We start from the raw sequence: 23,759 nt of genomic DNA, 5'->3' as shown, positions 1-23,759 counted from the left end.
CGGAGGCTAGGCGACCAGGCTGGTGAAGAAGTCGCCGAAGCCCTGGGCGATGTCCATGATCCCGCCGCCCAGAGACTTGAACACGTCTGCGGCAGAATTTGGCCGGTAGGCTACGAAGAAGATCAAGAAAGCGATACCGGCCCAGGTGAGGACCTTCTTGACCATGGGGGCCATCCTCTCGCACGGCGCCGGGTTCCGATTACCTCAGCGGCACCCAGAGTATCAGCGTGGTGTCGTACCGTGAATATCTGCGTCCGTTCTCCGACATTCCGGGGGGCCGTCAGGCCTTCCCGTGCAGGTACGGAGATGGTGCGCCGTACACGAGTTCGGGCGGCGTCCACTCGACCAGATCGTGCAGGAGCACGTCCTCGGCGAGCAGATGCCCCGCACTCGCCGGCCAGGCTATCGCATACAGCCACATTCCCCGAGCTTCGCCGGCGTACGCGCTTCGATCTGTCAGGGAACTCACGAGCCACAGTGGAGTGGGATGACCGGCCACCCGGATCCCCGCGCGCCCGACATGACCGGGATGCCCGGGACCGGGCTCGGTCAACGCCTCGGCCAACTCCGGACCGGCGTCCGGGCCGGGGACTCCCGCGTACCGCGTGCCCAGGCCGACGCCCGGCTCCTCGGCCACGAAGACCAGATCGGCCGGTCCACCGCCGAGCGGCGCCGGGCCGGCACAGGCGACGGCGGTGGCACGTACCCCGATCCGGTCGTCACCGGCCCACGCCACGCCGGTGGTGGTCCAGCCGGGAGGCAGCGGCCACGGGCACCACAGCGGGACCGGCGGTTGCGCCGGTCGTGCCGCCGACTGGATCCGCTCCACCACGCTGGCCACAATCTCCGCACCGATGTTCTCGGGTACGTGCAGCGGCGCCACCGGCCCGCAGTCCGGGCAGCGCGACTCGGCGTGCATCAGGTCCGGTGCCCGCACGGACCCCCCACATCTGGGACAACTCACCGCAACAGTCACCACTCCACCGTCGCCCCGTCCGGGCGAGCCGTCAAGCGGAGCGGCGCCTTTACCCCGGCGTGGCGGCAGTTCAGCCCGGCGGCGGACCGGCGTGCGCGCGGATCCAGGCGTGCATGGCGATCCCGCTGGCCACGCCCGCGTTGATCGACCGGGTCGAGCCGTACTGGGCGATGGAGAAGAGCTGGTCGCAGGCGGCCCGCGCGGCGTCGGAGAGGCCGGGGCCCTCCTGACCGAACAGCAGCACGCAACGCCGGGGCAGCGTGGTGGTCTCCATCGGACGCGAGCCCGGCAGGTTGTCGATCCCGACCAGCGACAGGTCCTGCCCGGCCGCCCAGTCGGCGAACTGCTCGATCGTCTCGTGGTGCCGTACGTGCTGGTAGCGGTCGGTCACCATCGCCCCGCGCCGGTTCCACCGGCGGCGGCCGACGATGTGCACCTCGGCGGCGAGGAAGGCGTTCGCGTTGCGGACCACCGTGCCGATGTTGAAGTCGTGCTGCCAGTTCTCGATCGCCACGTGGAAGTCGTGTCGCCGCTCGTCCAGATCGGCGACCACCGCCTCGCGACGCCAGTACCGGTACCGGTCGACCACGTTGCGCCGGTCGCCCTCGGCAAGCAGTTCCGGGTCGTAGCGGGGGTCGTCCGGCGGGTCGCCGGGCCACGGGCCCACGCCGACGTCGAGCTGCTCACCGGTCACGACCACGCAGGGTACGCGCGCCGCCGCGCCAGTTTCGGCGCGCCCCTGGCGCCCGGCCGAGGAGCGGGGTTCAGCGCAGGGCGAGTGCGCCACCGAGCCGGTCGAGGAAACGACGGTCGGCCGGAGCCAGCTCCGCGCCCGGCACCACCGCCGACGCGGTACGGCACACCCGGGCACCCACCGACTGGACCCACTGCCGGTACGCCGCCGAGTCGGCCGGGTCGGCCCGCCGCTCCAGCACCCGCACCGCCGTCCGGCACGCCGCGAGCAGGTCCGCCGGATCGTCAGGCTCCGCGCCGGACTCCGACGCACCGTCGTGGCGCGCGTAGACGGTGGCCACCACCGCCCGGATGAGATCGCTGTCGAAGACCCGGCCGGCCGCGACCGCGTCCAGTCCGGCGAGACCGGCGGCCACCGACGAGTACGCGCGTCCCGGGCCGGGCCGGGCGGCGACCACGATCACGCGGCCGGGCAGCCCGGTGAGCAGTTCCCACTCGGTGGCGGAATAGCCCGCGACGATCGTGACCTGCGCACTGCGCTCGCTCATGGCGGGACCTCCGGCTCGAGCATATGTGCCGGGTCGGGCCGGAGGCGGAAAGAAGGGCCGTTCTGCGGTGGCCACACCGGTCGGACTCAGCGGTCACAACCGGGGCCGGACGCAATGAGCGGCGGGGCCCTCCCCGGCACCCGCCGCCCACGCTCTGATGCTTCAAGATTCTGCCGTACGACCCTTCGACTGCACAGAGACCGAGGTCACATTTATCTTTTCGTTACATTACCCAACGTGACCAAACATCCGCCCAGAAGCGATCTCCGCAGGTCGAATCGGTCCTCGTCAACGCCAAAGTTACCGTGTCGTAGCAGTTACTGGGCCTGATCTCCTTGGAACCGCTCCCATCACAACCGGTCACGCAATTGCGACGTGCATTTGCGATCTGCGGACGCACCACAAGACCGATGACGATCGATGTGGACAAAGGCTCCCAAGGCGACCTGGACCGGGTTTTGGTGGCACCCCGGCGGGAATGCGTCGGGGTACGGTCGGGTTCCACCAGGGGTAGACGTTCCGCGTGATCGGAGAGATAGACATGGCAACCGTCGAGCTGACCACGGCTAACTTCGACCAGGTGACCGAGAGCGACGGCATCGTGCTGGTCGACTTCTGGGCCGAATGGTGCGGTCCGTGTAAGCGGTTCGCCCCGGTCTACGAGCGCTCCTCGGACAAGCACACCGAGATCACCTTCGGCAAGGTGGACACCGAGGCGCAGCAGGGCCTCGCCGCCAAGTTCGACATCCGTTCGATCCCGACCATCATGGCCATCCGCGACGGCGTGATCGTCTTCTCACAGCCCGGCGCACTGCCCGAGTCGGCCCTGGAGAACCTCATCGAGCAGGTCCAGGCGCTCGACATGGACGACGTCCGCAAGAAGCTCGCCGAGCACAACCACTGACCTCCCCCACCGACGGCCGGGCCCGACAACCGGGGGCCCGGCCGTCGGTGCGTGTGCCCGCCACCACCGGCCCGGCCCGTCACACTTGCGACACAGGCCGGTCGACGGGAGCCGTACCAGGGCTTCCGTGCCGTATCTTCGGCATCCGATGGATGTGTTGACGAACCACGGCCGCGCGATCCGGGTGGCGGCCACCGCACTCGGCCTGACCCTCCTGCTCGCCGGGACGGCCTGGGGCGACGACGACCACTTCCCGTTCGGGCCCTTCCGGATGTACTCCACCTCGGACCCGGCCGACGCCGACGCCCCGGACACCCGGGTGGAGGGCGTGGACCAGACCGGCAGCGTGGTCGACCTCGGCGAACGGGCGACCGGCATCCGCCGCGCCGAGATCGAGGGCCAGCAGGCCCAGTTCGTCGCCGACCCGAGCCGACTGCGCGAGATCGCCGAGGCGTACGCGCGGCGTCAGCCCGACGCGCCCCGGCTGACCGAGGTCCGGATCGTGATCCGCTGGCACGACATCACCGACCGCCGGCCCACCGGACTGTGGTCCGACGAGACGGTCGTGCGCTGGCAGGTGAACCCGTGATCCGCTGGCTGACCGAGGCGGTGCCCCGCGGCCGGGTCGCCGCCTTCCGCACCCTGATCTACCTCTTCGTCGCCGCCGACCTGGTCGTCTTCACTCCGTGGGTACGCGCCAAGGTGGACGTGCCCGGCGACATGTACCAACCACTGTTCGTCGGCCGCCTGCTGCCGCTGCCCACACCCGAGCCCGCGCTGGTCGGCGTCGTCTTCTGGGCCCTGCTGCTGCTCGCCCTGGCCGCCGCCAGCGGACGGGCGCCCCGGCTACTCGGGTGGACGGTCTTCGCCCTCTACTTCCAGTGGATGATCGTCGCGATGAGCTACGGGAAGGTGGACCACGACCGGTTCGCCCTGCTCGTCGCGCTCGCGGTGCTACCGACCGCAGGCCGCGCCCGACACGGGGACGCCACGCCCACCGAGGCCGGCGGCTGGGCCCTGCGGGTCACCCAGATCGCCGTGATCTGCACCTACTTCCTCGCCGCCCTGGCCAAGTTCCGCTTCGGCGGCCTGGACTGGGCGACCGGCTCGGTGCTGGCCAAGGCGATCATCCGCCGGGGCACCGACCTCGCCGACCTGCTCGCCCAGGTGCCCCACCTGCTGCTCGTCGCCCAGTTCGGCATCCTCGCCTTCGAGCTGCTCAGCCCGGCGATCTTCGTGATCCCGGCCCGGTGGCGGCACGCCACAGTCGGCTTCTTCTACTCGTTCCACCTGGTCACCATCGCGACCATCACCATCTCGTTCGCACCGCACCTGGTCGCCATGACCAGCTTCCTGCCGCTGGAGAAGGTCCGTCCGGTGGTCCTGGCCCGACGACTGCTGACCCGTCGGACCTCGGGCGACCGCGCCACACCGGACGTGGGGATCGGCGCTCAGCCCGCCGACGGACCGTAGAGGCGGTCGCGCGTCTCCTGCGGCAGCGAACAGGCGGCCGTACCGCCCGGCATCCGGTGCCGGTTGCGGGCCACCCAGCGGTACGCCGGCCAGGCGACGGCACGTACCGGCGGGAACCGCAGCCCTGCCCCGGCGATCCGCCAGAGTCGGCCGCTGCCGGCCAGCAGCGCGGCGATGGCGTCCGGACCGGCGGCCCGGTGCCCGTCGACGCCGACCCACTGCACCGCCTCCTCGCACTCGGCCTCGGTCAGCCCGAGCCGGTCGAGGTCGGCGAACTGCCAGGGCAGCACCGTGGCGCCGGTCGGAATCCGGCGCTCGATGAACTCGGCGCAGCGGGTGCAGAACGCGCAGTCCCCGTCGTAGACGAAGGTCGACCTCTCCATACCTGCCATCCTCCCCCGCCACCGGCCCGTGCACACCACGGTGTCCGGCGTGCCACTTGCAGCGGTGTCGTACGTGTGTTCGAATAGCGGTCATGCGCTGGGAGAACCTCGCCGCTCCCCCGGACGAGGGAGATCCTGGAAGGGCAGCGCCAGCGACGCCACCCCTGCCGCTGGCGCTGCCCGACGCGATCGTGCGCACCTTCGACACCCCCGACTTCGCCGGCATGACCTTCTACGAGGTACGCGCCAAGTCCATCCTGAACAAGGTCCCGGGCACCTCCCGCGTCCCGTTCGAGTGGACGATCAATCCATACCGGGGATGCAGCCATGCCTGCGTCTATTGCCTCTCGGGCGACACCCCGATCCTGATGGCTGACGGACGCACCAGAGAGCTACGCGAGCTGGAGGTCGGCGATCACATCTACGGAACAGAACGAAGGGGCGCTTACCGCCGCTACGTGGTGACCACCGTGCTGGCCAAGTGGTCGACGACCAAGCCCGCGTACAGAGTCACTCTCGAGGACGGAACAACACTGATCGCGAGCGGTGACCACCGCTTTCTGACCGAACGGGGTTGGAAACACGTCATCGGCGCCATGAACGGTCACCGCCGACGTTCCTACCTGACGACGAACAACCGCCTGATCGGCACAGGCCACTTCGCGACCGGCCCGAAGGGAAACGATGGATATCGGCGTGGCTACCTCTGCGGGATGATCCGCGGCGACGGCAACCTGGGCACCTACCGATACCCGTACGGGGCAGTGCACCGGTTTCGGCTTGCTTTGGTCGATGAGGAAGCGCTGCGCCGGACGCACCGATACCTGTCTGCCTTCGGAGTGGAGACCACCTGGTTCTCCTTCGCGCCGGCACGGACGAACCGCAGAGCGATGAAGGCGATCCGCACTTCCAGAGCGGCCGATGTCGACGCCGTCAGAGCGCTAATCGTCTGGCCGGACCAGCCCGACGACGACTGGTACCGCGGTTTTCTCGCAGGCATCTTCGACGCCGAAGGTAGTTGCAGCCAGGGTGTGTTGCGGATCTCCAACAAGGATGACGACATCCTCAGCTGGACGGCGGCGGCGCTACGTCATCTGGGTCTCCACTTCGTTCTCGAAGATCACGGACTACCCAACCGGGTTCGCAACCTGCGGTTGACAGGAGGTCTGGCCAAACGGCTACGCTTCTTCCACCTGACCGATCCCGCAATCACCCGCAAGCGGTCGATGGATGGCACTGCGGTGAAATGCAGCGCGCGGCTCAAGGTCGCAACGATCGAAGCTCTTGGGCTCGACCTGCCGCTTTGGGACATCACCACGGGAACCGGCGATTTCATCGCCAACGGAGTGGTGAGCCACAACTGTTTCGCGCGGAAGACCCACACCTATCTCGACTTCGACGCCGGGGCGGACTTCGACCGGCAGGTGGTCGTCAAGGTCAACGCCGGGGAGCTGGTCCGGCGGGAGGTGGCGGCGCCGCGCTGGCGGGGCGCGCACCTGGCGATGGGCACCAACGTCGACTGCTACCAGCGGGCCGAGGGCCGCTACCGCCTCATGCCGCCGATCATCGAGGCGCTGCGCGACTTCGCGAACCCGTTCTCGATCCTCACCAAGGGCACGCTGATCCTGCGGGACCTGCCCTTGTTGCGGCAGGCGGCCGAGGTCACCCGGGTCGGCGTGTCGTTCTCGGTGGGTTTCGTCGACGAGCGGCTGTGGCGGTCGGCCGAGCCCGGCACGCCGAGCCCTCGGCGGCGGCTCGACGCCGTACGCCAGCTCGCCGACGCAGGCTTCGCGGTGGGCGTGCTGATGGCGCCGATCCTGCCCGGCCTCAGCGACTCCGACGAGTCGATCGACGCCACCGTGGCCGCGATCGCCGCCGCCGGTGCGGCCAGCGTGACGCCGCTCCCGCTGCACCTGCGTCCCGGCGCCCGCGAGTGGTACGCGCACTGGCTCGCCCGGGAGTATCCCGCCCTGGTGCCCCGCTACCGGGAGCTGTACCGGGCCGGGGCGTACGCCCCGCAGTCGTACCAACGGGAGCTAACCGCACGGGTGCGCATCGCCGCCCGGCGGCACGGGCTGTACCGGCCGGATCCGGGTGAGCACCGTCAGGTGACCACGCCCGCCCCGGCCGCCCCCGAACAGCTCAGCCTGCTCTGAGGGCCCTCCGGGCGCGGATAGAGTCGGCTGGTGCGTACCGCTCAGCAGATCCTCGCCGACTCCGCCGTGATCGCCGTCGTGGGCGCGTCCCGCGACCCGAGCAAGGCCGCGCACGCCATACCGGCCGAGATGCAGCGGTACGGGTGGCGGATCGTCCCGGTCAATCCGACCGCCGACGAGTTGTTCGGTGAACCGGTCTACCGCTCCCTGGCCGACATCCCGCACCCGGTCGACCTGGTCGACGTGTTCCGCCCGGCGGAGGACGCCGTCGAGGTGGTCCGCCAGGCGGTGGCGATCGGTGCCCCGGCGGTCTGGTTGCAGCTCGGCATCGTCTCCGCGCAGGCACGGGAGATCGCGGAGCAGGCCGGCATCGACTACGTCGAGGACCGCTGCCTGATCGTCGAGCGCGCCGCCGCCGGCCTGACCCGGCGCGACTGAACCGGCGCGACTGAACCGGCGCGGTCTTGCTGCCGCCGGTGCAGCTCAGCCGATGCGGCCGGTCAGATGCGCCCGAGGGGTCCGATGCGGGCAGGGCGCCCCTCGGCGGAGCCGGGTGGCGATCCGGCGACCGGCGTGTCATACCTGCACGGGCCCTATCGAGCTGAGAGCGAAGACAGATCACGCTGCCCGCATCGTGTCGGCCGAGAGCAACGACGGCACAGACGGTTCAGCTCGACAGTCGCCCCGAAGGACACCAGCGAGACGGCCAGCCAGAAACCATACCGGCACGAACGGTTCAGCTCGACAGCCGCCGCCGAGGAGGGTCGGGCAGCTGGGCGGGGCCTTCCTGACAACCGTGGGGACAGGGTCCATCACTGCGGGTAACGTCGACGAACGTGAGCCAGCCACCGGAGCCGGATCAGCCGCCGTCGCCCTACGAGCCGCCGCCGGGCGGTCACCAGCCACCGCACGCACAGCCGTACGGCGACCGGTACGGCCCGACCGGTGATCAGTACGGCCTGCCCGAGGGTGACCCGTACGGTCGGCCCTCGGGAGAGCAGTACGGGCAGCCTGCGTACGGACAGCCGTCGTACGAGCATCCGGGGCAGCCGCCGCACGGGCAGCAGTGGGGGCAGCAGCCGCCGTACGCGCCGCAGGGCCCGTACGGGCCGCCGTCACCCCAGCCTGGCAGCGGAGGCGGCGGCACGAACGTACTCGCCATCCTGTCGCTGGTCTTCGCGTTCGTCTTCGCCCCGGCCGGCATCGCCCTCGGTCACCTGGCCAAGCGCCAGCTCCGCACCAGCGGCGAGGACGGCGCTCAGCTCGCCACCTGGGGGCTGGCGCTCAGCTACATCTTCACCGGCCTCTACCTGGTGGCCTGCTGCGGCTGGTTGGCGCTGGTCATCTGGGCCGGATCGAGCGGCACGAACACCTGACCACGGTCAGCGGAACTGCGACTCCCGCACGCTGTTGCCACCGTCGACCACCAGCATCTGCCCGGTGATGTACGACGCCGCCGGTGAGCAGAGGAAGGTGATCGCCGCGGCCACCTCGTCGGGGGTGCCGGGGCGGCCCACCGGAGTCCCCAGGCCCTGCTTGATCTCGGCCATCGTGGAGGCGGCGGTGTAGATGGTGCCGGGCGCGACCGCGTTGACGGTCACCCCGTCGGCGATCATCTCCATGGCCAGAGCCCGGGTCAGGCCCACCACCCCGGCCTTCGCCGCCGCGTACGCCGCCTCGGTGGGCAGGGCGTTGACCGGCCCGGCGGTGGCTGCCAGGTTGACGATGCGACCCCAGCCGCGTTCGGCCATCCCGCCGATGAAGGCCCGACTGCACAGGAACGCGGTGGTCAGGTTCCGGTCGATCTCGGCACGCCACTCCTCGTAGCTGAGCTGGGCGACCGGCCGGAGCACCTCCGGGCTCGCCCGGCTGGCCAGCCCGGCGTTGTTGACCAGGACCTCCACGTCGCCGAGCTGCTCGGCGACGGCGTCGGCCAGCGCGCCGACCTCCGACTCGTCGGTGAGGTCGGCGACGAACCCGGTGACCCCGAGTTCACCGGCCCGCTCGTGGATGCGGCGGGTGGTCGAGACGATCGCCACCCGGGCGCCGAGGTCGGTCAGTCGGCGGGCGGTGGCGTACCCGATCCCGTCCGCGCTACCTGCCCCCGTCACCAGGGCGACCTTGCCGTCCAGTCGCATGGTCACCGGCTCGGGCAACGATGCCGGGGCGTCGTCCTCCGCCGCGCTCGGTGTGGTCACCGGGCGGGGGCGGCGGGCCACTCCCGGGCGGCTGACGTCCCGCCTCGGTCTGCTGCCGGAACGGTCCGCCGCGCGCGCGTCAATCCCCATGCCGCGATCCTGCCTGCTGCCGCCGTGCCGGGCAACGCGCACCCGCTGCCGGGCGCGTCGCGCCCTACCCCGCGATGGCTACCCTGGCTGCCACCACATCGCGACGGAAGTGAGCCCGATGACACAGCCCCCACCGGCCGGTGGCTGGCCCGACCCCGCGTCGGCCGGTCAGCCTTCCAGTCCGCCGGCCGATCCGCTCCTGTCGGTCCCCTCCCAGCCCGCCGGGTACGACCCGTACCAGCCGACCGATCCCTACCCGCCGATCGACTCGTACGCGGCGAAGTCTGATTTTCCGCCGGCTCCCGCGCCGTACCCGCCGCCCGGTTACCCGCCGCCGGTCCAACCCGGATACGGCTACGGCTACCCGCAGCGGAGCACCAACTCGCTGGCCCTGGTGGGCCTGATCCTCTCGTTGATCGGGATCGGCTCGTGCATCACCGCTCCGATCGGCGCGATCATGGGGCATGTCGCCATCCGCCAGATCCGGGAGACCGGCGAGGAGGGCGAGGGGATGGCGAAGGCGGCCATCATCGTCGGTTGGATCATCACCGCCTTCTTCGCGCTGGTGGTACTCGTCTACGTGGCGATCTTCGTCATCTGGGCCACCGCCGTGACCACCGTCTGAACAGGTGGGCCCGCCCCGGCCGGGATTCGGGGCGGGCGGCCGGTCCGGCGGTCGTCACGGCGACGGGAAAGTCGAGGTTCGGCGGGACCGGCGATCACGGTAATCTCGTGCCGTGACCGGGGTGGATGGACCTGCGGATGACGTCACCGGCCGTCGACTCGTGCTGGTGACCGGAGCGAGTTCCGGCATCGGGCTGGCGGCGGCGATCGACCTGGCGCGCCGGGGTGACCGGCTCGTGCTCGTCGGGCGGGACCCGGCCCGGCTGCGGGCGGCCGCCGACGAGGTACGCGAGGCGTCCGGCGAGCGTCCCGAGACGTTCCGCGCCGACTTCGCGGCCCTGGACGACGTACGCCGGTTGGCCGAGCAGGTGCGGGCCGCGTACGACCGGATCGACGTGTTGGCCAACAACGCGGGTGCGATCGTGCTCCAGCCGATCACCACGGTCGACGGTTTCGAGCTGTCCATCCAGGCCAACCATCTGGCGCCGTTCCTGCTCAGCAACCTGTTGGCCGACCGGGTCGGGCGGATGGTGGTGACCGCCTCGGGCGCGCACCGTAGTGGTTCGTTGGATCCGGACGACCTGAACCGGCCACTGCGGCGGTACCGCCCGATGGGCGCGTACGGGACCAGCAAGCAGGCCAACATCCTGTTCACGGCCGAGGCGGCCCGGCGGTGGCCGGCCGTCGACTCGTACTGCTTCCATCCCGGCGTGGTGCGGACCCGGTTCGGCAGCGACAGCCGGTTGGTGGCCCTGGGGATGCGGTTGTTGCCGCTGCGCGGCCCGGTGAAGGGGGCGCAGACGCTGGTGTGGCTGGCCAACCAGGATCGGGCCCGCCTGACCGGCGGCGGTTACTACTTCGACTGCCGACCGCGTCGTCCGCTGCGCAAGGCGTCCGATCCGCAGCTCGCGGCCCGGCTCTGGGCGGCCAGCGCGGCGGCGGTCGGCCTCCCTTCCTAGCGGGTGACCCGGCGGGCGGACCGGGCGCTGGCCAGCACCACCACGGCGACACCGACCAACAGCAGCAGCAGGCCGGGCACGCTCGACGCGGCGGGCAACTGCCCCAGCCAGGCCCAGCCGATGAGGGCGGCGCCTGGTGCCTCCAGCAGGATCAGCACGCTGACCGTGGTGGCCGGGATCCGCCGCAGCGCGTAGCTGAACATCGAGTGGCCGAGCAGTTGGGCCCCGGCGACAAGCGCGATCACGGCCAGCCAGGTGCCGGTGTCGAAGCCGCCCAACGGCACGCGGCCGACCAGGCAGATCACCAACAGGACGAGTCCGCACACCGCGTAGCAGATGGTGGTGTAGGTGGCGGTGCTGACGGTGACCCGGGCACGCTCGCCGAGCGCGGTGTAGACCGCTCCGAACAGGCCACCGGCGAGGGCGAGCAGGTCGCCGGCGAAGGCGGTGCCGGAGACGGTGAAGTCGGCGCCGGTGGCGAGGACCGCGCCGAGCACCGCCACTCCGATGCCGGCCCAGACGCCCAGCGGCAGTCGGCGGCCCTGGAGGCGGGCGATCAGCCCCTGCCAGACCGGTTGGGTGGCGACCAGTGCGGTCGCGGCGGCGACCGTGGTGAGCTTCGCGCTCGGCATCCAGGTGGCGAAGTGCGCGGCCAGAGCGACCCCGGAGAGTACGCAGAAGACGCCCTGACGCCGGTTCGCGCCGGTCAGCAGGGAGCGGAACTCGGCCCGCCGGCGGGTGAGCGCGTACGGGCTCAGCACGGCGACCGAGAGCACGTTGCGCCAGAAGGCGATGGCGAGTGCGGGCGCGGCGGCGAACGCGATCAGCGGCGCGGACGAGGAGACCGCCACCACGGCGACGGCGAGTGCGCCGGTGGTCAGCAGGTCGACCGGGGGACGGTGTGGTTCGGGTGGCACGAGACGCAATCCTCACACGACCGCGATGACCACTTTCCGTCAGCGGTCCGTTACGATCATGCGCAGCCCGTCGGGACCCCCCTCACCCCGTCCGGAGGCGCTCCCCCATGCCCAGGTTCCAGGCGGTGCTGTTCGACTTCTTCGGCACGCTGACCCGTCCGGTCCAGCGCGGTCCCGGTCACCGCGTCACCGCCCAGTTGCTCGGTTGTCCGCCGGACATCTTCGTCGAGCTGCTCGACCGCACGTTCTACGAGCGCGCCGCCGGGCGCTTCGGCAGTGCCGAGGCGACCCTGCGCTGGCTGTGCGAGCAGGCCGGCGTACGGCCGACCGAGGAGGCGCTGCGGGCGGCGGCCACGGCCCGGTTGGACGCCGTACGGGGCGACACCCGGTTGCGGGACGAGGCCGTCCCGACGTTGCGGGCGCTGCGGGACCGGGGCATCCGGACCGGTGTGATCAGCGACTGTACGCACGAACTGCCGGTGCTCCTGCCGGAGTTGGCCGTCGCGCCGCTGCTGGACGTGCGGATCTACTCGGTGCAGGTGGGGCGCTGCAAGCCGGACGCGGCGTTGTACCTGGCGGCGTGCGCGCGGCTGGGCCTGCGTCCGGAGGAGTGCCTGTACGTGGGCGACGGCGGCAGCCAGGAGCTGACGGGCGCGCGGCGGGCCGGGCTGAGCGCGGCCCGGCTGGCCGCCCCGGACCTGGTCGATCATCTGGTCTTCAACGTCGACACCGAGTGGACCGGTCGGGCGTTGGGCGCCCTCGGTGAGGTCGTCGAGTTGGTCGAGTCGACGGAGGTCGACCGACGGCAGCGGCTACCAGCCGGGCGGGCCGCAGCGGTGACGGTGTCGTAGCAGGGGCGGCGCTGCGGTCAGCGTCGCCGGACGCGGTGCAGCCGGAACGGCTTGCGGACGGCGCGGACGGCCGGCGTGGGTCTGGGCGGCTCGGCGAGCGAGTCGGCGGGCAGGTCGGCACCGTGGACGGGCGTACCGCCGGGGGAGAGCCGGACCAGGGCGCAGTCGTCGGCGGCCCAGCGGGCGACCAGGTCGGCGGTGGTGCCCGTGGCGTTCAGCCGCTTCGCTCCGACCAGCGGAGCCAGGGTGTCCCACTCGTCGGTGCCGGGCCGCACCCGGGTCACCCGGGCCGGCCAGGTGACGATCGCGCCGCCGTGGTCGCCCCGGAGCGTCACCCGGGCCTCGTCGACCTCGGCCAACCCGGGGGCGGACTGCTCCCCCGGCCCGCTGACCACGAACAGGGCGCTCTCCAGGGGTACGCACCACAGGGCGAGCGACGGTCCACCCGCCACCGCGACCCAGGCCACCGAGGCCTTCTTCATCGCCTCGTCGACCAGGGGGGTGCTCTCACGCTCGTCGGTCACCACCACATCCTCCCGTACGCGTGCCCGGTCGGTCAGCCGACGAACGGCGGCACCAGGATCTCGCCCCGGGCCACCGGCATGACGTGACCGGCCACGCTGGCGCCCAGCGCCGTGCCACCGGCGGCGGTCACCGTGCAGCTCAGCGTCGACGGGCGGCCCATCTCGACGCCCTGTCGGACGGTGTACGTGGAACGGCCCTCGCCGGGCAGCAGGCCACTGGCGACCAGCCACACGCCCAGGCCGAGAGCGGCCGACCCGGTCGCCGGGTCCTCGGGTACGCCGAGGCCGGGGACGAAGACGCGGGCCTGTGCGGTTTGCGCGTCGGCGTTCCAGGAGAAGACGCTCACGTGTTCGATTCCGTACCGCCGGGCTGCCACCGGATTGACCTCGGCCCTCGCCAGCGCGTCGGGGCGTACCGGCAGGAACGGGAACTCCAGCCCGCAGCCGGCCACCCGGGGTGCCGGGCCGAAGTGGTCGCCGGCCGCCAGTCCGGCCACCTCCAGCAGCGGCTCCGGGTCGAACTCGGGCCCGAGGGTGGGGGTGCCGCCGGTCAGCGTGGCGCCGCCGTCGGTCACCTCGATCGGGAGCACCCCGGCACCGCACTCCTGGCTGACCTGACCCGTTCCGAACAGGCCCCGCCGGCTGGCGGTCACCGCCGCTCCCACGCTGGGGTGGCCGGCGAACGGCAACTCCTCGTTCGGGGTGAAGATCCGGGCCCGGTAGGTGGCCCCGACCTGGGTCGCGGGCAGCACGAAGACCGTCTCGGAGAGGTTGAACTCCCGGGCCAGCGACTGCATCTGTTCGGTGGCCAACCCGTCGGCCCCGAAGACCACCGCGAGCGGGTTCCCCGCGTACGGACGGTCGGTGAAGACGTCCACGATCTCGTAAGCCAAGGTCGACATGTTGGTAAAGACTAGGCCCTCCGGGCTGTCCGGAAGTGACAGCCGGGCGCTGACTTCCGCGTACGCCCTAGGCTGGTGCCCGTGAGCACGCCGACTCGGGTCTACCTCGCCCGTCTCGCCGGAGTCGCCGTCTTCGATCCGAACGGTGACCAGGTGGGCCGGGTACGCGACGCGGTGGGCCGCCTCCGCGCCGGTCAGCGACCGCCCGAGGTGGTGGGCCTGGTCGCCGAGATCCCGATGCGGCGGCGCATCTTCCTCTCCATCAACCGGATCATCTCGATCGACGCGGACGCGGTGGTGCTGGGCAGTGGCACGTTGAACCTGCGCCGCTTCGAGAAGCGCCCGAACGAGTTGCTGGTGCTCCAGGAGCTGCTCGACCGTCGGGTGCAGCTCGGCCCGGAGAACCGGGCGGCGACGGTGGTGGACGTGGCGATGGAGTGCAGCCGGGCCGGGGAATGGTCGCTGACCCGGGTGGCGGCCCGGGAGCAGACCGGCCGGCTGGCCCGCCGGGGCAACCTCCAGCAGGTCGAGTGGGAGAAGGTTCGCGGGCTCAGCGGCCTCGCCGAGCCCGGGGGGACCGCCAACCTGCTGGCGGTGCTGGAGGACATGCGCCCGGCGGACCTGGCCAACGCGTTGCAGGACCTGCCGGACGCCCGCCGCAACGAGGTCGCGGCGGCGCTGGACGACCCCCGGCTGGCCGACGTGCTGAGCGAGCTGCCCGAGCGCGACCAGGTGGAGATCCTCACCGCGCTGGGCCGGGAGCGCGCCGCCGACGTGCTGGAGGAGATGGATCCGGACGACGCCGCCGACCTGCTGGGTGAGCTGCCGCCGCCGGAGCAGGACGTGCTGCTCGACCTGATGGAGCCGGACGAGGCCGATCCGGTGCGGCAACTGCTCAAGTACACCCCGGGCACGGCCGGCAGCGTGATGACCTCGGAGCCGGTCATCCTGCCGCCGGATGCGACGGTGGCGGAGGCTTTGGCCCGGATCCGGGAGCCGCAGCTCTCCCCGGCGGTCGCCGCGCAGGTGTTCGTGTCCCGCGCGCCGATGGCCACACCGACCGGCCGCTACCTGGGCATGGTGCACTTCCAGCGGTTGCTCCGCGAGCCGCCGGCCGACCTGCTCGGCGGGGTGGTGGTCAACGACATCGACCCGTTGCGCCCGGCCACGCCGCTGCCGGAGATCACCCGCCGGATGGCCACCTACGACCTGGTCGCGATGCCGGTGATCGACCTGAACAACCGGCTGGTGGGTGCCGTCACGGTCGACGACGTGCTGGACCACCTGCTGCCTGCGGACTGGCGGGACCGGGACGCCGTGCCGAGCCCTGCACCGGATGCCGCGAACGGTGCGGCGTCCACCGACGTGAGCACGGAGCGAGTCGATGACTGAGCAGCGGCGGACCGAGCGGCTGGACCTGCCCCGGGAACCGCGCGGCCTGAGGTTGCCCCGGGTCGACCAGGAGACCTTCGGTCGCTGGTCGGAGGCGATCGCCCGGGGCATGGGTACGGCGAACTTCATCGTCTACATGACGCTCTTCATCACCCTGTGGTTCGTCTGGAACACGCTCGCCCCGACGACCCTGCGCTTCGACCCGTACACCTTCACGTTCCTCACCCTGGTCCTCTCCATCCAGGCGTCGTACGCGGCGCCGCTGATCCTGCTGGCCCAGAACCGCCAGGCCGACCGGGACCGGGTGGCGTTGGACGAGGATCGGCGCCGGGCGGGCATGCAGAAGGCCGACACGGAGTACCTGGCCCGGGAGATCGCGGCGTTGCGGATCGCGATGGGTGAGGTGGCGACCCGGGACTTCCTCCGTTCCGAGCTGGCCCGGATGGCCGAGGAACTGGACGAGGCGGCGCAGCGGCGCCTGCGGTTGGAGCGGCGGCTCCGGGAGGGTGCGGCGGCGCGGGGGGACGACGCCGACCCGCTGGACGAGCCCCGTGACGAGATGGACGGGGACCTCCCCGGGGACGGCCGGCGCGGCAGCGGCAGCCCCCGACACTCCTGACCCTGGTCATCGACTGGCTCACACCGTCGCCGCTGGCGCCGGTGGCGGATCACGACCGACGTAGCATTGCGGGCATGTCAGCTCCCGTCAGCACCGTCCACGACGCCGTCCAGGCCGCCCTGGCCACCGTCAACGACCCGGAGATCCGCCGGCCGATCACCGAACTCGGCATGGTCAAGTCCGCCGACATCGGCGACGACGGTGTGGTCCGGGTCGCGCTGCTGCTCACGGTGGCCGGGTGCCCGTTGAAGGACAAGCTGCGGGCGGACATCACCGCCGCGGTCAGCGCGGTGAGCGGAGTCACCGGCGTCGAGATCGACTTCGGTGTGATGAGCGCCGAGCAGCGCAAGGAGCTCCAGGCCACGCTGCGCGGCGGCGGCGCCTCCGAGGAGCCGGTCATCCCGTTCGCGCAGCCCGGCTCCCGCACCCGGGTGTACGCGGTGGCCAGCGGCAAGGGCGGCGTGGGCAAGTCCAGCGTGACGGTGAACCTGGCGGCGGCACTGGCCGCCCGGGGTCTCTCCGTCGGCGTGGTGGACGCGGACATCTACGGACACTCGGTGCCCCGGATGCTCGGCGCGGACGGCCGTCCCACCCGGGTCGAGGACATGATCATGCCGCCGGAGTCGCACGGCGTGAAGGTGATCTCGATCGGCATGTTCACCGCCGGCAACGCCGCGGTCGTGTGGCGCGGGCCGATGCTGCACCGCGCGTTGCAGCAGTTCCTCGCCGACGTGTACTGGGGCGACCTGGACGTGCTCCTGCTCGACCTGCCCCCGGGCACCGGCGATGTCGCCATCTCGCTGGCCCAGTTGCTGCCCAACGCCGAGATCCTGGTGGTCACCACGCCGCAGGCCGCTGCCGCCGAGGTGGCCGAGCGGGCCGGTGCGATCGCGTTGCAGACCCACCAGCGGGTGGTCGGTGTGATCGAGAACATGTCGTGGCTGGAGCTGCCGGACGGTTCCCGGATGGAGGTCTTCGGCGCCGGTGGCGGCCAGACCGTCGCCGACTCGCTGACCCAGACCATCGGCGCGCAGGTGCCGCTGCTGGGTCAGGTGCCGCTCGACACCCGGGTCCGCGAGGCCGGCGACGAGGGGAACCCGATCGTGCTGTCCGCGCCGGACTCTCCGGCGGCGAAGGCGATGGGCCAGGTCGCCGACCGGCTCGCGCTGCGCCGGGAGTCGCTGCTGGGCAAGCCGCTCGGTCTCACTCCGGCCGGTCGCTGACCGGAAGGCGCGCCGTCAGGTGATCTCGTCGTAGCTGGCGGCGCGCGGGGCCGGCGGGGACGCCGCCGGGGCGGTGGCGCGGGCGGCCGACGACGTGGCGGCGGGGGTTCGCGGGTCGGCGGAGGTGGCGACGTCCTTGAGGTCGTTGTGCACGCCGGTGACGTCCGCCCGGAGGTTGTCGTAGACGCCCTGCAACGGTTTGCGGATCGCCTGCTCGTCCTCTTCGCTGAGCAGATGCTTGCGGATGAACGCCTTGGGGTGCAGATCCTCGAGCTGGATGTCGGTGCCCAGTTCCTTGCTGAGGTCGGTGGTGGCGTTACGCGCCATGTTCCGCAGGTTGCGCACCATCCGCAGGCCGTCGCTGATCACCTGCGGCAGCCGATCGCCGAAGATCAGCAGCGCCAGCAGCAGCAGCGCGCCGACCTCCCACACGTTCAGGTTCTCGAACACCCCGTCCTCCTCCCCCGGCTACCGCAGCCAGAGTACGCACGTCGGGGGCCCGGCCAGAAGGGGTTCTGCGAGGTCACTTCGCATCCGCCGCCAGCGTGACGGAGGCGTTCTGCCGGTCGCTGCCCCGCCGGTACTCGACGGTCACCACCGAGCCGGGGGCGTACTTGCGGACCAGGGCGATCAGGTCGGTCGGCTCGGTCATCGGTCGGCCGTCGAGCCGCAGGATCACGTCACCGGCCCGGAGCCCGGCGCCGGCCGCCGGCCCCGCCGGTTCCACCGCGGCGAGGCGGACACCCGATCCGCCGGCGTTGGCACCCGGTCCGCCCACCTGGGCGCCGATCACCGTACGCCGGGCCTTGCCGGTGCCGATGATCTCCTGGGTGATCCGCTTGGCCTGGTTGATCGGGATGGCGAAGGCGAGACCGATGTTGCCGGCCTCCTGGCCATCCGCGACCAGGGACTTGATGGTCGAGTTGACGCCGATCACCCGCCCCGCCGCGTCGACCAGCGGGCCACCCGAGTTGCCGTGGTTGACCGCGGCGTCGGTCTGGATCGCGGCGTAGTAGCGCGTCGGGCCGCCCGGCTCGCCGGCCTGCATGGTCCGGTCCAGCGCGCTGACGATGCCCGAGGTGACCGTGTTCGCCAGCGACAGGGGCGACCCGAAGGCCAGCACCGGGTCGCCGACCGCCAGGGCGTCGGAGTCGCCGAACTCGACCGGGCGCAGTCCGGTACGTGAGACCTTGATCACGGCGATGTCGGACTCCGGGTCCTGACCCACCACGGTCGCCGAGTCGGTGCTGCCGTCGTTGAAGACCACCGACGCCTTGCCGCTGCCGCCGGCCACGACGTGATCGTTGGTGATCACGTGGCCGTCGGTGCTGACGATGAACCCGGAGCCCTCGCTGGTGCCGCCCACCCCGGCCACCCGGACGGTGACCACGCTGGGCAGGACCCGCTCGGCCACCCCGGCCAGCGACTCCGGCGGGCGTTGGGCGAGCGTGGGGGCGGTCCCGGGGGCGGCGCCGAGCACCGGCCCGGCCGCGCCGCCACGGACCGCGAAGGCGTACCCGAGGGCACCGCCGAGCGTGCCGGCGAGCAACGCGGCGAGCAGGGGAACCAGCAGCATCTGGTGCAGTTTCGAGCGTCCGGGCGCGTCCGGGTCGGTGACCCGTTCCGGCTCGGCGCCGACGACCGGTGCCGCCGGCACCACCACCGCCGTCGGAGCGTACGGGTCCCGCCACGGGTCGCTCAGCGCGTCGGACCACCACGGCGAGGCACCCGGTGGGCCTCCCTCGCGCGCCGACGAGCCTGCCGGCGGAGTTCCGGGCACCGGCTGTCCCGCCGGTACGCCGCTCGCGCCGGGCTGGCGCCAGTCCCAGCCGTCGGTCACTCGGTGCCTCCCAGTCCGTCCCCCGGTGTCCCGCGATCCGGCGATCGGACGCCGCTCCGATGCCGTCGACGGGATACCGCTTCCAGGATTGCACGGATGTGCCGCGTGGGGTCAGCGGTTGTCACTGCGGGTGGACGCCCGGCTGCGCCGGTGGCGGGCCGCCTCTAGAGTCACAGTGCCCACCCGCCCTGCGCATCATGCTCGCCGCCCGGAGGTGTCCCATCGCCACCGTCGCCGGTTCCGGTAGTCCGACGAACCCGGCTCTCCAGTTCGCCGAGTCGTACGTCACCGAGGACCTCGTGCTGCGTACCGCCCGCAGCCTCGCCCGGGAGGTCGGACTCGACGCGGTCACCCCCGGAGCGGGCGCCGCGTTGCGCCTGCTCGCCGCCGCCGGGAATGCGCGGGCGGTGGTCGAGATCGGCACCGGCACCGGGGTCAGCGGGGTCTGGCTGCTGCGGGGCATGCGGGTCGACGGGGTGCTCACCACGATCGACGTCGAGGTGGAGCACCAGCGCATCGCCCGCCGGATCTTCACCGAGGCGGGCTTCGTCGCCGGCCGGACCCGCATCATCACCGGACGCGCGCTGGACGTGCTGCCGAGGCTCGCCGACGGGGCGTACGACCTGGTCTTCGTCGACGCCGAGGCGACCGGCTTCACCGCCTGCGTGGAGGCCGCGCTGCGGCTGCTCCGGCCCGGTGGCGTGCTGGTCCTCAACGGCACGCTGGCCGGGGGCCGGATCGGTGACCCGGCGGCCCGGGACGCGGAGACGGTGACCGTGCGCGAGACGATCAAGGCCATCCGCGAGTCGGAGAACTGGATCCCGGCGATGCTGCCGGTGGGCCACGGGCTACTGGCCGCGGTGCGCTGCTGAACTGGGCGCACCACGGCCGGGCCGCCGGTCAGGAGAGGGTCGCCAGCCAGCGCAGCAGGCCGCGTACGCCCCAGCCGGTGGCGCCCCGGGTCAGCTCCGCGTCGTCCCGGTCGCACCAGGACGGCGCCGACATGTCGATGTGCAGCCACTGCTGGCGCAGTTCGCCAGTGAACTCGCGCAGGTAGAGCGCGGCCAGCACGGATCCGGGCCCCTGCGTCGGTGCGCTGTGCAGGTCGGCCACGTCGCTGCCGAGGTGCTCGACGTAGTCGGTGCCCAGCGGCATCCGCCAGGCGGACTCGCCGGCCGCGTCGATGGCCGCCAGCAGGTCCCCGGCCAACCGGTCGTTGTCGCTGTAGAGCGCGCCGATGCGGGTGCCGAGCGCGACCGCGTTCGCCCCGGTCAGCGTGGCCAGGTCGATCAGCAGGTCGGGCTTGAGCTCCTGCACGGCGTACGCCAGCGCGTCGGCGAGGACCAGCCGCCCCTCGGCGTCGGAGTTGGTGGTCTCGCTGGTCAGGCCGCCGTAGTGCCGGATGACGTCGCCGGGACGGAACGCCGAGCCGCTGACCATGTTCTCGGCCAGCGGGGCGAGCGTGGTGATCCGGACCGGCAGCTTCAGGGCTGCCGCGCCCAGGGTCGCCGCGACGACGGCCGCCGCCCCGGCCATGTCCTTGCGCATCAGCTTCATCGCCGGCACGGGCTTGATCGAGATGCCGCCGGTGTCGAAGGTGATGCCCTTGCCGACCAGCACCACGTGGGTCCGGGCGTCGGCCGGGTGCCAGTCCATCTCGACCAGGCGGGGACCGCTGGCCGAGCCGCCGCCCACCGCGACGATCCCGCCGAATCCCTCGGCGGCCAACTGCTCCGGCTCGCGTACCCGCACCCGGAGTCCGGGCAGGTCGGCGGCGGCGTCGGTGACCTGGGCGGCGAACCACTCCGGGTTCTTGACCGAGGAGGGGGTGTTGGTGAGGTCGCGGGCCAGCCGGGTCATCTCGGCGGTCGTCCGGGCCGTGGCGACGGCCTGTGCGTACGCGTCGGGTTCGGCGACCGCCAGGTCGACCCCGGTCAGCGTCGGGGCGTCCGGGTCGTCGCCGAGGCGGAACCGGTACGAACCGAGCAGCAGGCCCTCGACCAGCCCACGCACCGACTCGGGTGCCAACTCCGCCGGCAACGCCACTGTGACATGAGTCTCATCTCGCGTTGCCCGGACCAGTCCGGCACCCGCCGCCCGCCACGCCGCCTCGTCCGCCTCGCCCACACCGAGCAGCAGCAGCCGGGCGGGGGTGCCACCCGGTCGCACCTGGGCGTGCACCTGACCGGCGCGGCCGGTGACCCGGGCCGGCCCGACCAGCGCGGCGGCCTCGTCGGCGATCCCCGTGGGCAGCGTCGCCCCGGCGGGCACCGGCTCGGCCGACGTGGCGTCGCCGGGAGCGGGTCGGACGGGCAGGACCAGGACGTCGAGCCGGTCCGGCTCGGCGGTCAGACGGATGGCGAGCACGCGGAGCCGTACCTCCTGAGGACGATCGCGGGGCGGCTGCCCGGCGAGATGGTGTGAAGGCCCTGAGCCACCGGCTCAGCCGGTGGCTCAGGGTGTGACGAACCGTCCGCGGCGGCGAGCGTCGCCGACGCACCGGCCTCTTTCAGCCGGCGGCCGCCTTCAACGCGTCACCGAGCGCCGTCGCCTCGTCGGGAGTCATCTCGACGACGAGCCGGCCACCGCCCTCCAGCGGGACCCGCATGACGATGCCCCGGCCCTCCTTGGTGACTTCCAGCGGACCGTCGCCCGTCCGCGGCTTCATCGCCGCCATGTTGTCTCCCCTCAGACCTACACCAGGGTCGGTGGGTTGCCCCACAGCCACTTCGCCATGACCACCCGCGATGTGCACGGGAGGTGTCGACCAACGATTTTCCCTGATGAACACCGCCGGACCCAAACCGAAGCAGCATTGATGTAACAGCATCTAGCTTATCGCGAGATGGCCTGTCACAATGTGCGGTCATGCAGGCACGGTCGGCACTCTTCGACCTGTACGGCGACCACCTCCGGCCTCGGGGCGGCCGCGCACCCGTTGCCGCCCTGGTAAAGCTGCTGGCGCCGCTCGGGATCGCCCCACCCGCCGTACGGACGGCGGTCTCCCGCATGGTCCGTCAAGGCTGGCTCGAACCGGTCAAACTGACCTCCGGTCCGGGCTATTCGATCACACCCAAGGCGGCCCGACGACTGGACGAGGCGGCCTCCCGGATCTACCGCACCGGTCGGGTCACCTGGGACGGGCGGTTCGACCTGCTCGTGCTCGACGCGCCGACGGCCCGACGCGACCGCCAACGCCTCGCCGCCAACCTGCGGTACCTCGGCTACGGCACGCTCGACGAGCAGACCTGGGTGGCCACCCGTCCGGCCGAGGACGTCGACCTGCTGCTCAGCGAGGCGGGCGTCCGGTTCGAGCGGTTCAGCGCGGCGCACGCCGCCGGGACGCCGGGCGCGATGGGCCTGGTCCGTCGGGCCTGGGACCTCGCCGAGATCGGCCGGGCGTACGAGCAGTTCGTCACCGAGCAGCGCGCCCTGCTGAGCGGAGTCTCCGCACGTAGCGGCGACGAGGAGGCGTACGCGGCCCGGTTCCGGCTGGTGCACGCGTGGCGTACCTTCCTGTTCCGGGACCCGCAGCTGCCACCGGCGCTGCTCCCCGAACGCTGGCCCGGCACCGCCGCGGCCGGCTTCTTCGACCGGCACGCGGCCCGGCTCCGGCCGGCCGCCGACCGGTACGTCGAACAGTGCCTCGACGGAGGACACCGGATCGCCCGACAGAAGGGTCGCCACACGTGACAGAGCCGCTACTCGTCGACCGCACCGACGCCGTCGCCACGCTCACCCTGAACCGCCCGACGGCGATGAACGCGCTCGACGTGGCGCTCAAGGAGGCGCTCCGGGACACGCTCGCCGAGTTGGAGGCCGACCGCAGCATCCGGGCGGTGGTGCTCGCCGGGGCCGGCGGGAACTTCTGTGCCGGCCAGGACCTGCGCGAGCACGTGACCACCCTCGAAGAGGGCGCGGGGCGGCCGTTGGACACCGTGGCGGTGCACTACAACCCGATCGCCGCCCGGCTCGCCAACCTGACCAAGCCGGTCGTGGCGGCGGTACGCGGCATGGCTGCCGGCGCGGGCGCCTCGCTGACGTTCCTCGCCGACTTCCGTGTCGGCGGGCCGTCGACCAGCTTCCTGATGGCGTTCGCCAAGGTCGGGCTCGCCGCCGACACCGGCGCGTCCTGGACGCTGCCCCGGCTGGTCGGCCACGCCAAGGCCGTCGAGCTGCTGATGCTGGCCGAGCCGGTACGCGCCGACGAGGCAGCCCGGCTGGGCCTGCTCACCCGGCTGCTGGACGACGACGAGCAGGTGCTCCCCACCGCCCAGGAACTCGCCACCCGGCTCGCCGCCGGCCCGACCGTGGCCTACGCGGCGATCAAGCGCCAACTCTCCGTCGCCGACGCCGGCACCCTGACCGACGCGCTGGCCGCCGAGGCGAAGGCGCAGGCGATCTGCGGCGGCACCGCCGACCACCGGGCGGCCACCGTGGCCTTCGTCAACAAGCAGAAGCCGATCTTCGAGGGACGCTGACCCGAG

General features: G+C 72.1%; 28 protein-coding genes. 15 read left to right on the top strand and 13 right to left on the bottom strand.

Annotated elements, in window-relative coordinates; genetic code table 11:
* Positions 1 to 6 precede the first annotated feature (6 nt).
* The 4 genes from HUT12_RS03765 to HUT12_RS03750 all read right to left on the bottom strand — a co-directional run bounded on the left by HUT12_RS03765 (position 7) and on the right by HUT12_RS03750 (position 2,217).
* Positions 7 to 165 carry a hypothetical protein gene (locus HUT12_RS03765; RefSeq protein ID WP_007455302.1) on the bottom strand — a complete coding sequence of 53 codons (159 nt, stop codon included), beginning with the start codon at positions 163 to 165 and terminating at the stop codon, positions 7 to 9.
* Positions 166 to 280: 115 nt separating this feature from the next.
* Entirely contained in the window at positions 281 to 964 is a 684-nt protein-coding gene (locus tag HUT12_RS03760) for a TFIIB-type zinc ribbon-containing protein (RefSeq protein WP_357211784.1), read from the bottom strand.
* 82 nt (positions 965 to 1,046) lie between these two features.
* Positions 1,047 to 1,670: an RNA methyltransferase gene (locus tag HUT12_RS03755; protein WP_176092488.1), complete on the bottom strand. Its 624-nt coding sequence runs from the start codon at positions 1,668 to 1,670 to the stop codon at positions 1,047 to 1,049.
* A gap of 70 nt (positions 1,671 to 1,740) precedes the next feature.
* Positions 1,741 to 2,217 (bottom strand): hypothetical protein, encoded by a 477-nt coding sequence (locus HUT12_RS03750; RefSeq protein ID WP_176092487.1) that lies wholly within the window; start codon positions 2,215 to 2,217, stop codon positions 1,741 to 1,743.
* A 541-nt stretch (positions 2,218 to 2,758) separates the two neighbouring features.
* Here HUT12_RS03750 and trxA point away from each other — a divergent pair.
* The 3 genes from trxA to HUT12_RS03735 all read left to right on the top strand — a co-directional run bounded on the left by trxA (position 2,759) and on the right by HUT12_RS03735 (position 4,594).
* Positions 2,759 to 3,121, top strand: a complete 363-nt coding sequence (trxA, locus tag HUT12_RS03745; protein ID WP_131052627.1) for a thioredoxin — start codon at positions 2,759 to 2,761, stop codon at positions 3,119 to 3,121.
* A gap of 148 nt (positions 3,122 to 3,269) precedes the next feature.
* A complete protein-coding gene (locus HUT12_RS03740) occupies positions 3,270 to 3,710 on the top strand; it encodes a hypothetical protein (RefSeq protein WP_176092486.1) in 441 nt (146 codons plus the stop codon).
* Positions 3,707 to 4,594: an HTTM domain-containing protein gene (locus HUT12_RS03735; protein ID WP_176092485.1), complete on the top strand. Its 888-nt coding sequence runs from the start codon at positions 3,707 to 3,709 to the stop codon at positions 4,592 to 4,594. The genes HUT12_RS03740 and HUT12_RS03735 overlap by 4 nt, the downstream gene beginning before the upstream one ends.
* On the opposite strand, the gene HUT12_RS03730 is transcribed toward HUT12_RS03735, so the two are convergent.
* Positions 4,573 to 4,977 carry a thiol-disulfide oxidoreductase DCC family protein gene (locus tag HUT12_RS03730; RefSeq protein ID WP_176092484.1) on the bottom strand — a complete coding sequence of 135 codons (405 nt, stop codon included), beginning with the start codon at positions 4,975 to 4,977 and terminating at the stop codon, positions 4,573 to 4,575. The two genes, HUT12_RS03735 and HUT12_RS03730, sit on opposite strands and share 22 nt — an antisense overlap.
* 92 nt (positions 4,978 to 5,069) lie before the next feature.
* Here HUT12_RS03730 and HUT12_RS03725 point away from each other — a divergent pair, with 92 nt between their 5' ends.
* The 3 genes from HUT12_RS03725 to HUT12_RS03715 all read left to right on the top strand — a co-directional run bounded on the left by HUT12_RS03725 (position 5,070) and on the right by HUT12_RS03715 (position 8,509).
* The gene (locus HUT12_RS03725; protein ID WP_176092483.1) at positions 5,070 to 7,133 is read left to right on the top strand and encodes an intein-containing Rv2578c family radical SAM protein; all 2,064 of its coding nucleotides are present in this window, start codon (positions 5,070 to 5,072) and stop codon (positions 7,131 to 7,133) included.
* A 30-nt stretch (positions 7,134 to 7,163) separates the two neighbouring features.
* Positions 7,164 to 7,571 (top strand): CoA-binding protein, encoded by a 408-nt coding sequence (locus tag HUT12_RS03720; RefSeq protein WP_176092482.1) that lies wholly within the window; start codon positions 7,164 to 7,166, stop codon positions 7,569 to 7,571.
* A 398-nt stretch (positions 7,572 to 7,969) separates the two neighbouring features.
* Positions 7,970 to 8,509: a DUF4190 domain-containing protein gene (locus HUT12_RS03715; protein WP_176092481.1), complete on the top strand. Its 540-nt coding sequence runs from the start codon at positions 7,970 to 7,972 to the stop codon at positions 8,507 to 8,509.
* 6 nt (positions 8,510 to 8,515) lie between these two features.
* Here HUT12_RS03715 and HUT12_RS03710 read toward each other — a convergent pair whose 3' ends face one another.
* Positions 8,516 to 9,421, bottom strand: coding sequence for an SDR family NAD(P)-dependent oxidoreductase (locus HUT12_RS03710; RefSeq protein WP_131053961.1), 906 nt, complete (start codon positions 9,419 to 9,421; stop codon positions 8,516 to 8,518).
* Between the two features lie 118 nt (positions 9,422 to 9,539).
* On the opposite strand from HUT12_RS03710, the gene HUT12_RS03705 reads away from it, so the two are divergent.
* A complete protein-coding gene (locus tag HUT12_RS03705; RefSeq protein ID WP_176092480.1) occupies positions 9,540 to 10,046 on the top strand; it encodes a DUF4190 domain-containing protein in 507 nt (168 codons plus the stop codon).
* A gap of 112 nt (positions 10,047 to 10,158) precedes the next feature.
* Positions 10,159 to 11,004 carry an SDR family NAD(P)-dependent oxidoreductase gene (locus HUT12_RS03700; RefSeq protein WP_176092479.1) on the top strand — a complete coding sequence of 282 codons (846 nt, stop codon included), beginning with the start codon at positions 10,159 to 10,161 and terminating at the stop codon, positions 11,002 to 11,004.
* Here the strand turns inward: HUT12_RS03700 and HUT12_RS03695 are convergent.
* Entirely contained in the window at positions 11,001 to 11,921 is a 921-nt protein-coding gene (locus tag HUT12_RS03695) for a DMT family transporter (RefSeq protein WP_176092478.1), read from the bottom strand. The genes HUT12_RS03700 and HUT12_RS03695 overlap by 4 nt on opposite strands.
* Before the next feature lie 107 nt (positions 11,922 to 12,028).
* Between HUT12_RS03695 and HUT12_RS03690 the strand changes: the two genes are divergently transcribed.
* The gene (locus tag HUT12_RS03690; RefSeq protein ID WP_176092477.1) at positions 12,029 to 12,772 is read left to right on the top strand and encodes an HAD family hydrolase; all 744 of its coding nucleotides are present in this window, start codon (positions 12,029 to 12,031) and stop codon (positions 12,770 to 12,772) included.
* A 17-nt stretch (positions 12,773 to 12,789) separates the two neighbouring features.
* On the opposite strand, the gene HUT12_RS03685 is transcribed toward HUT12_RS03690, so the two are convergent.
* Both HUT12_RS03685 and HUT12_RS03680 read right to left on the bottom strand, forming a co-directional pair.
* Positions 12,790 to 13,296, bottom strand: a complete 507-nt coding sequence (locus tag HUT12_RS03685) for a hypothetical protein (RefSeq protein WP_176092476.1) — start codon at positions 13,294 to 13,296, stop codon at positions 12,790 to 12,792.
* A 32-nt stretch (positions 13,297 to 13,328) separates the two neighbouring features.
* Complete coding sequence (locus HUT12_RS03680; protein ID WP_176092475.1) at positions 13,329 to 14,198, bottom strand: PhzF family phenazine biosynthesis protein; 870 nt, start codon at positions 14,196 to 14,198, stop codon at positions 13,329 to 13,331.
* An 81-nt stretch (positions 14,199 to 14,279) separates the two neighbouring features.
* On the opposite strand from HUT12_RS03680, the gene HUT12_RS03675 reads away from it, so the two are divergent.
* The 3 genes from HUT12_RS03675 (at position 14,280) to HUT12_RS03665 (ending at position 17,432) form a co-directional block, all read left to right on the top strand.
* Complete coding sequence (locus HUT12_RS03675; RefSeq protein ID WP_176092474.1) at positions 14,280 to 15,590, top strand: CBS domain-containing protein; 1,311 nt, start codon at positions 14,280 to 14,282, stop codon at positions 15,588 to 15,590.
* Positions 15,583 to 16,209 carry a DUF1003 domain-containing protein gene (locus HUT12_RS03670; RefSeq protein WP_131053967.1) on the top strand — a complete coding sequence of 209 codons (627 nt, stop codon included), beginning with the start codon at positions 15,583 to 15,585 and terminating at the stop codon, positions 16,207 to 16,209. The genes HUT12_RS03675 and HUT12_RS03670 overlap by 8 nt, the downstream gene beginning before the upstream one ends.
* 74 nt (positions 16,210 to 16,283) lie before the next feature.
* On the top strand, positions 16,284 to 17,432 hold the full coding sequence (locus tag HUT12_RS03665; protein WP_131053968.1) for an Mrp/NBP35 family ATP-binding protein: 1,149 nt from the start codon (positions 16,284 to 16,286) through the stop codon (positions 17,430 to 17,432).
* 15 nt (positions 17,433 to 17,447) lie between these two features.
* Here the strand turns inward: HUT12_RS03665 and HUT12_RS03660 are convergent, their stop codons facing one another.
* Entirely contained in the window at positions 17,448 to 17,882 is a 435-nt protein-coding gene (locus HUT12_RS03660; protein WP_176092473.1) for a preprotein translocase subunit TatB, read from the bottom strand.
* 73 nt (positions 17,883 to 17,955) lie between these two features.
* Positions 17,956 to 19,212 (bottom strand): S1C family serine protease, encoded by a 1,257-nt coding sequence (locus HUT12_RS03655; RefSeq protein ID WP_254877026.1) that lies wholly within the window; start codon positions 19,210 to 19,212, stop codon positions 17,956 to 17,958.
* A gap of 257 nt (positions 19,213 to 19,469) precedes the next feature.
* On the opposite strand from HUT12_RS03655, the gene HUT12_RS03650 reads away from it, so the two are divergent.
* Entirely contained in the window at positions 19,470 to 20,144 is a 675-nt protein-coding gene (locus HUT12_RS03650) for an O-methyltransferase (protein WP_343232792.1), read from the top strand.
* Between the two features lie 28 nt (positions 20,145 to 20,172).
* Here HUT12_RS03650 and HUT12_RS03645 read toward each other — a convergent pair whose 3' ends face one another.
* Both HUT12_RS03645 and HUT12_RS03640 read right to left on the bottom strand, forming a co-directional pair.
* Entirely contained in the window at positions 20,173 to 21,639 is a 1,467-nt protein-coding gene (locus HUT12_RS03645) for a M17 family metallopeptidase (protein ID WP_176092471.1), read from the bottom strand.
* A 142-nt stretch (positions 21,640 to 21,781) separates the two neighbouring features.
* Positions 21,782 to 21,949, bottom strand: coding sequence for a DUF3117 domain-containing protein (locus tag HUT12_RS03640; RefSeq protein WP_013283866.1), 168 nt, complete (start codon positions 21,947 to 21,949; stop codon positions 21,782 to 21,784).
* Positions 21,950 to 22,140: 191 nt separating this feature from the next.
* Here HUT12_RS03640 and HUT12_RS03635 point away from each other — a divergent pair, with 191 nt between their 5' ends.
* Positions 22,141 to 22,965 (top strand): PaaX family transcriptional regulator C-terminal domain-containing protein, encoded by an 825-nt coding sequence (locus tag HUT12_RS03635; RefSeq protein ID WP_131056292.1) that lies wholly within the window; start codon positions 22,141 to 22,143, stop codon positions 22,963 to 22,965.
* A complete protein-coding gene (locus HUT12_RS03630) occupies positions 22,962 to 23,753 on the top strand; it encodes an enoyl-CoA hydratase/isomerase family protein (RefSeq protein WP_176092470.1) in 792 nt (263 codons plus the stop codon). Before HUT12_RS03635 ends, HUT12_RS03630 begins: the two co-directional genes overlap by 4 nt.
* Positions 23,754 to 23,759: the final 6 nt, after the last annotated feature.

Origin of the sequence: Verrucosispora sp. NA02020 (assembly GCF_013364215.1) — a bacterium.
Taxonomy (GTDB): Bacteria; Actinomycetota; Actinomycetes; order Mycobacteriales; family Micromonosporaceae; genus Micromonospora.
Note: the sequence above shows the minus strand (reverse complement) of the source record. Positions and strands in the feature narration are given on the sequence as shown.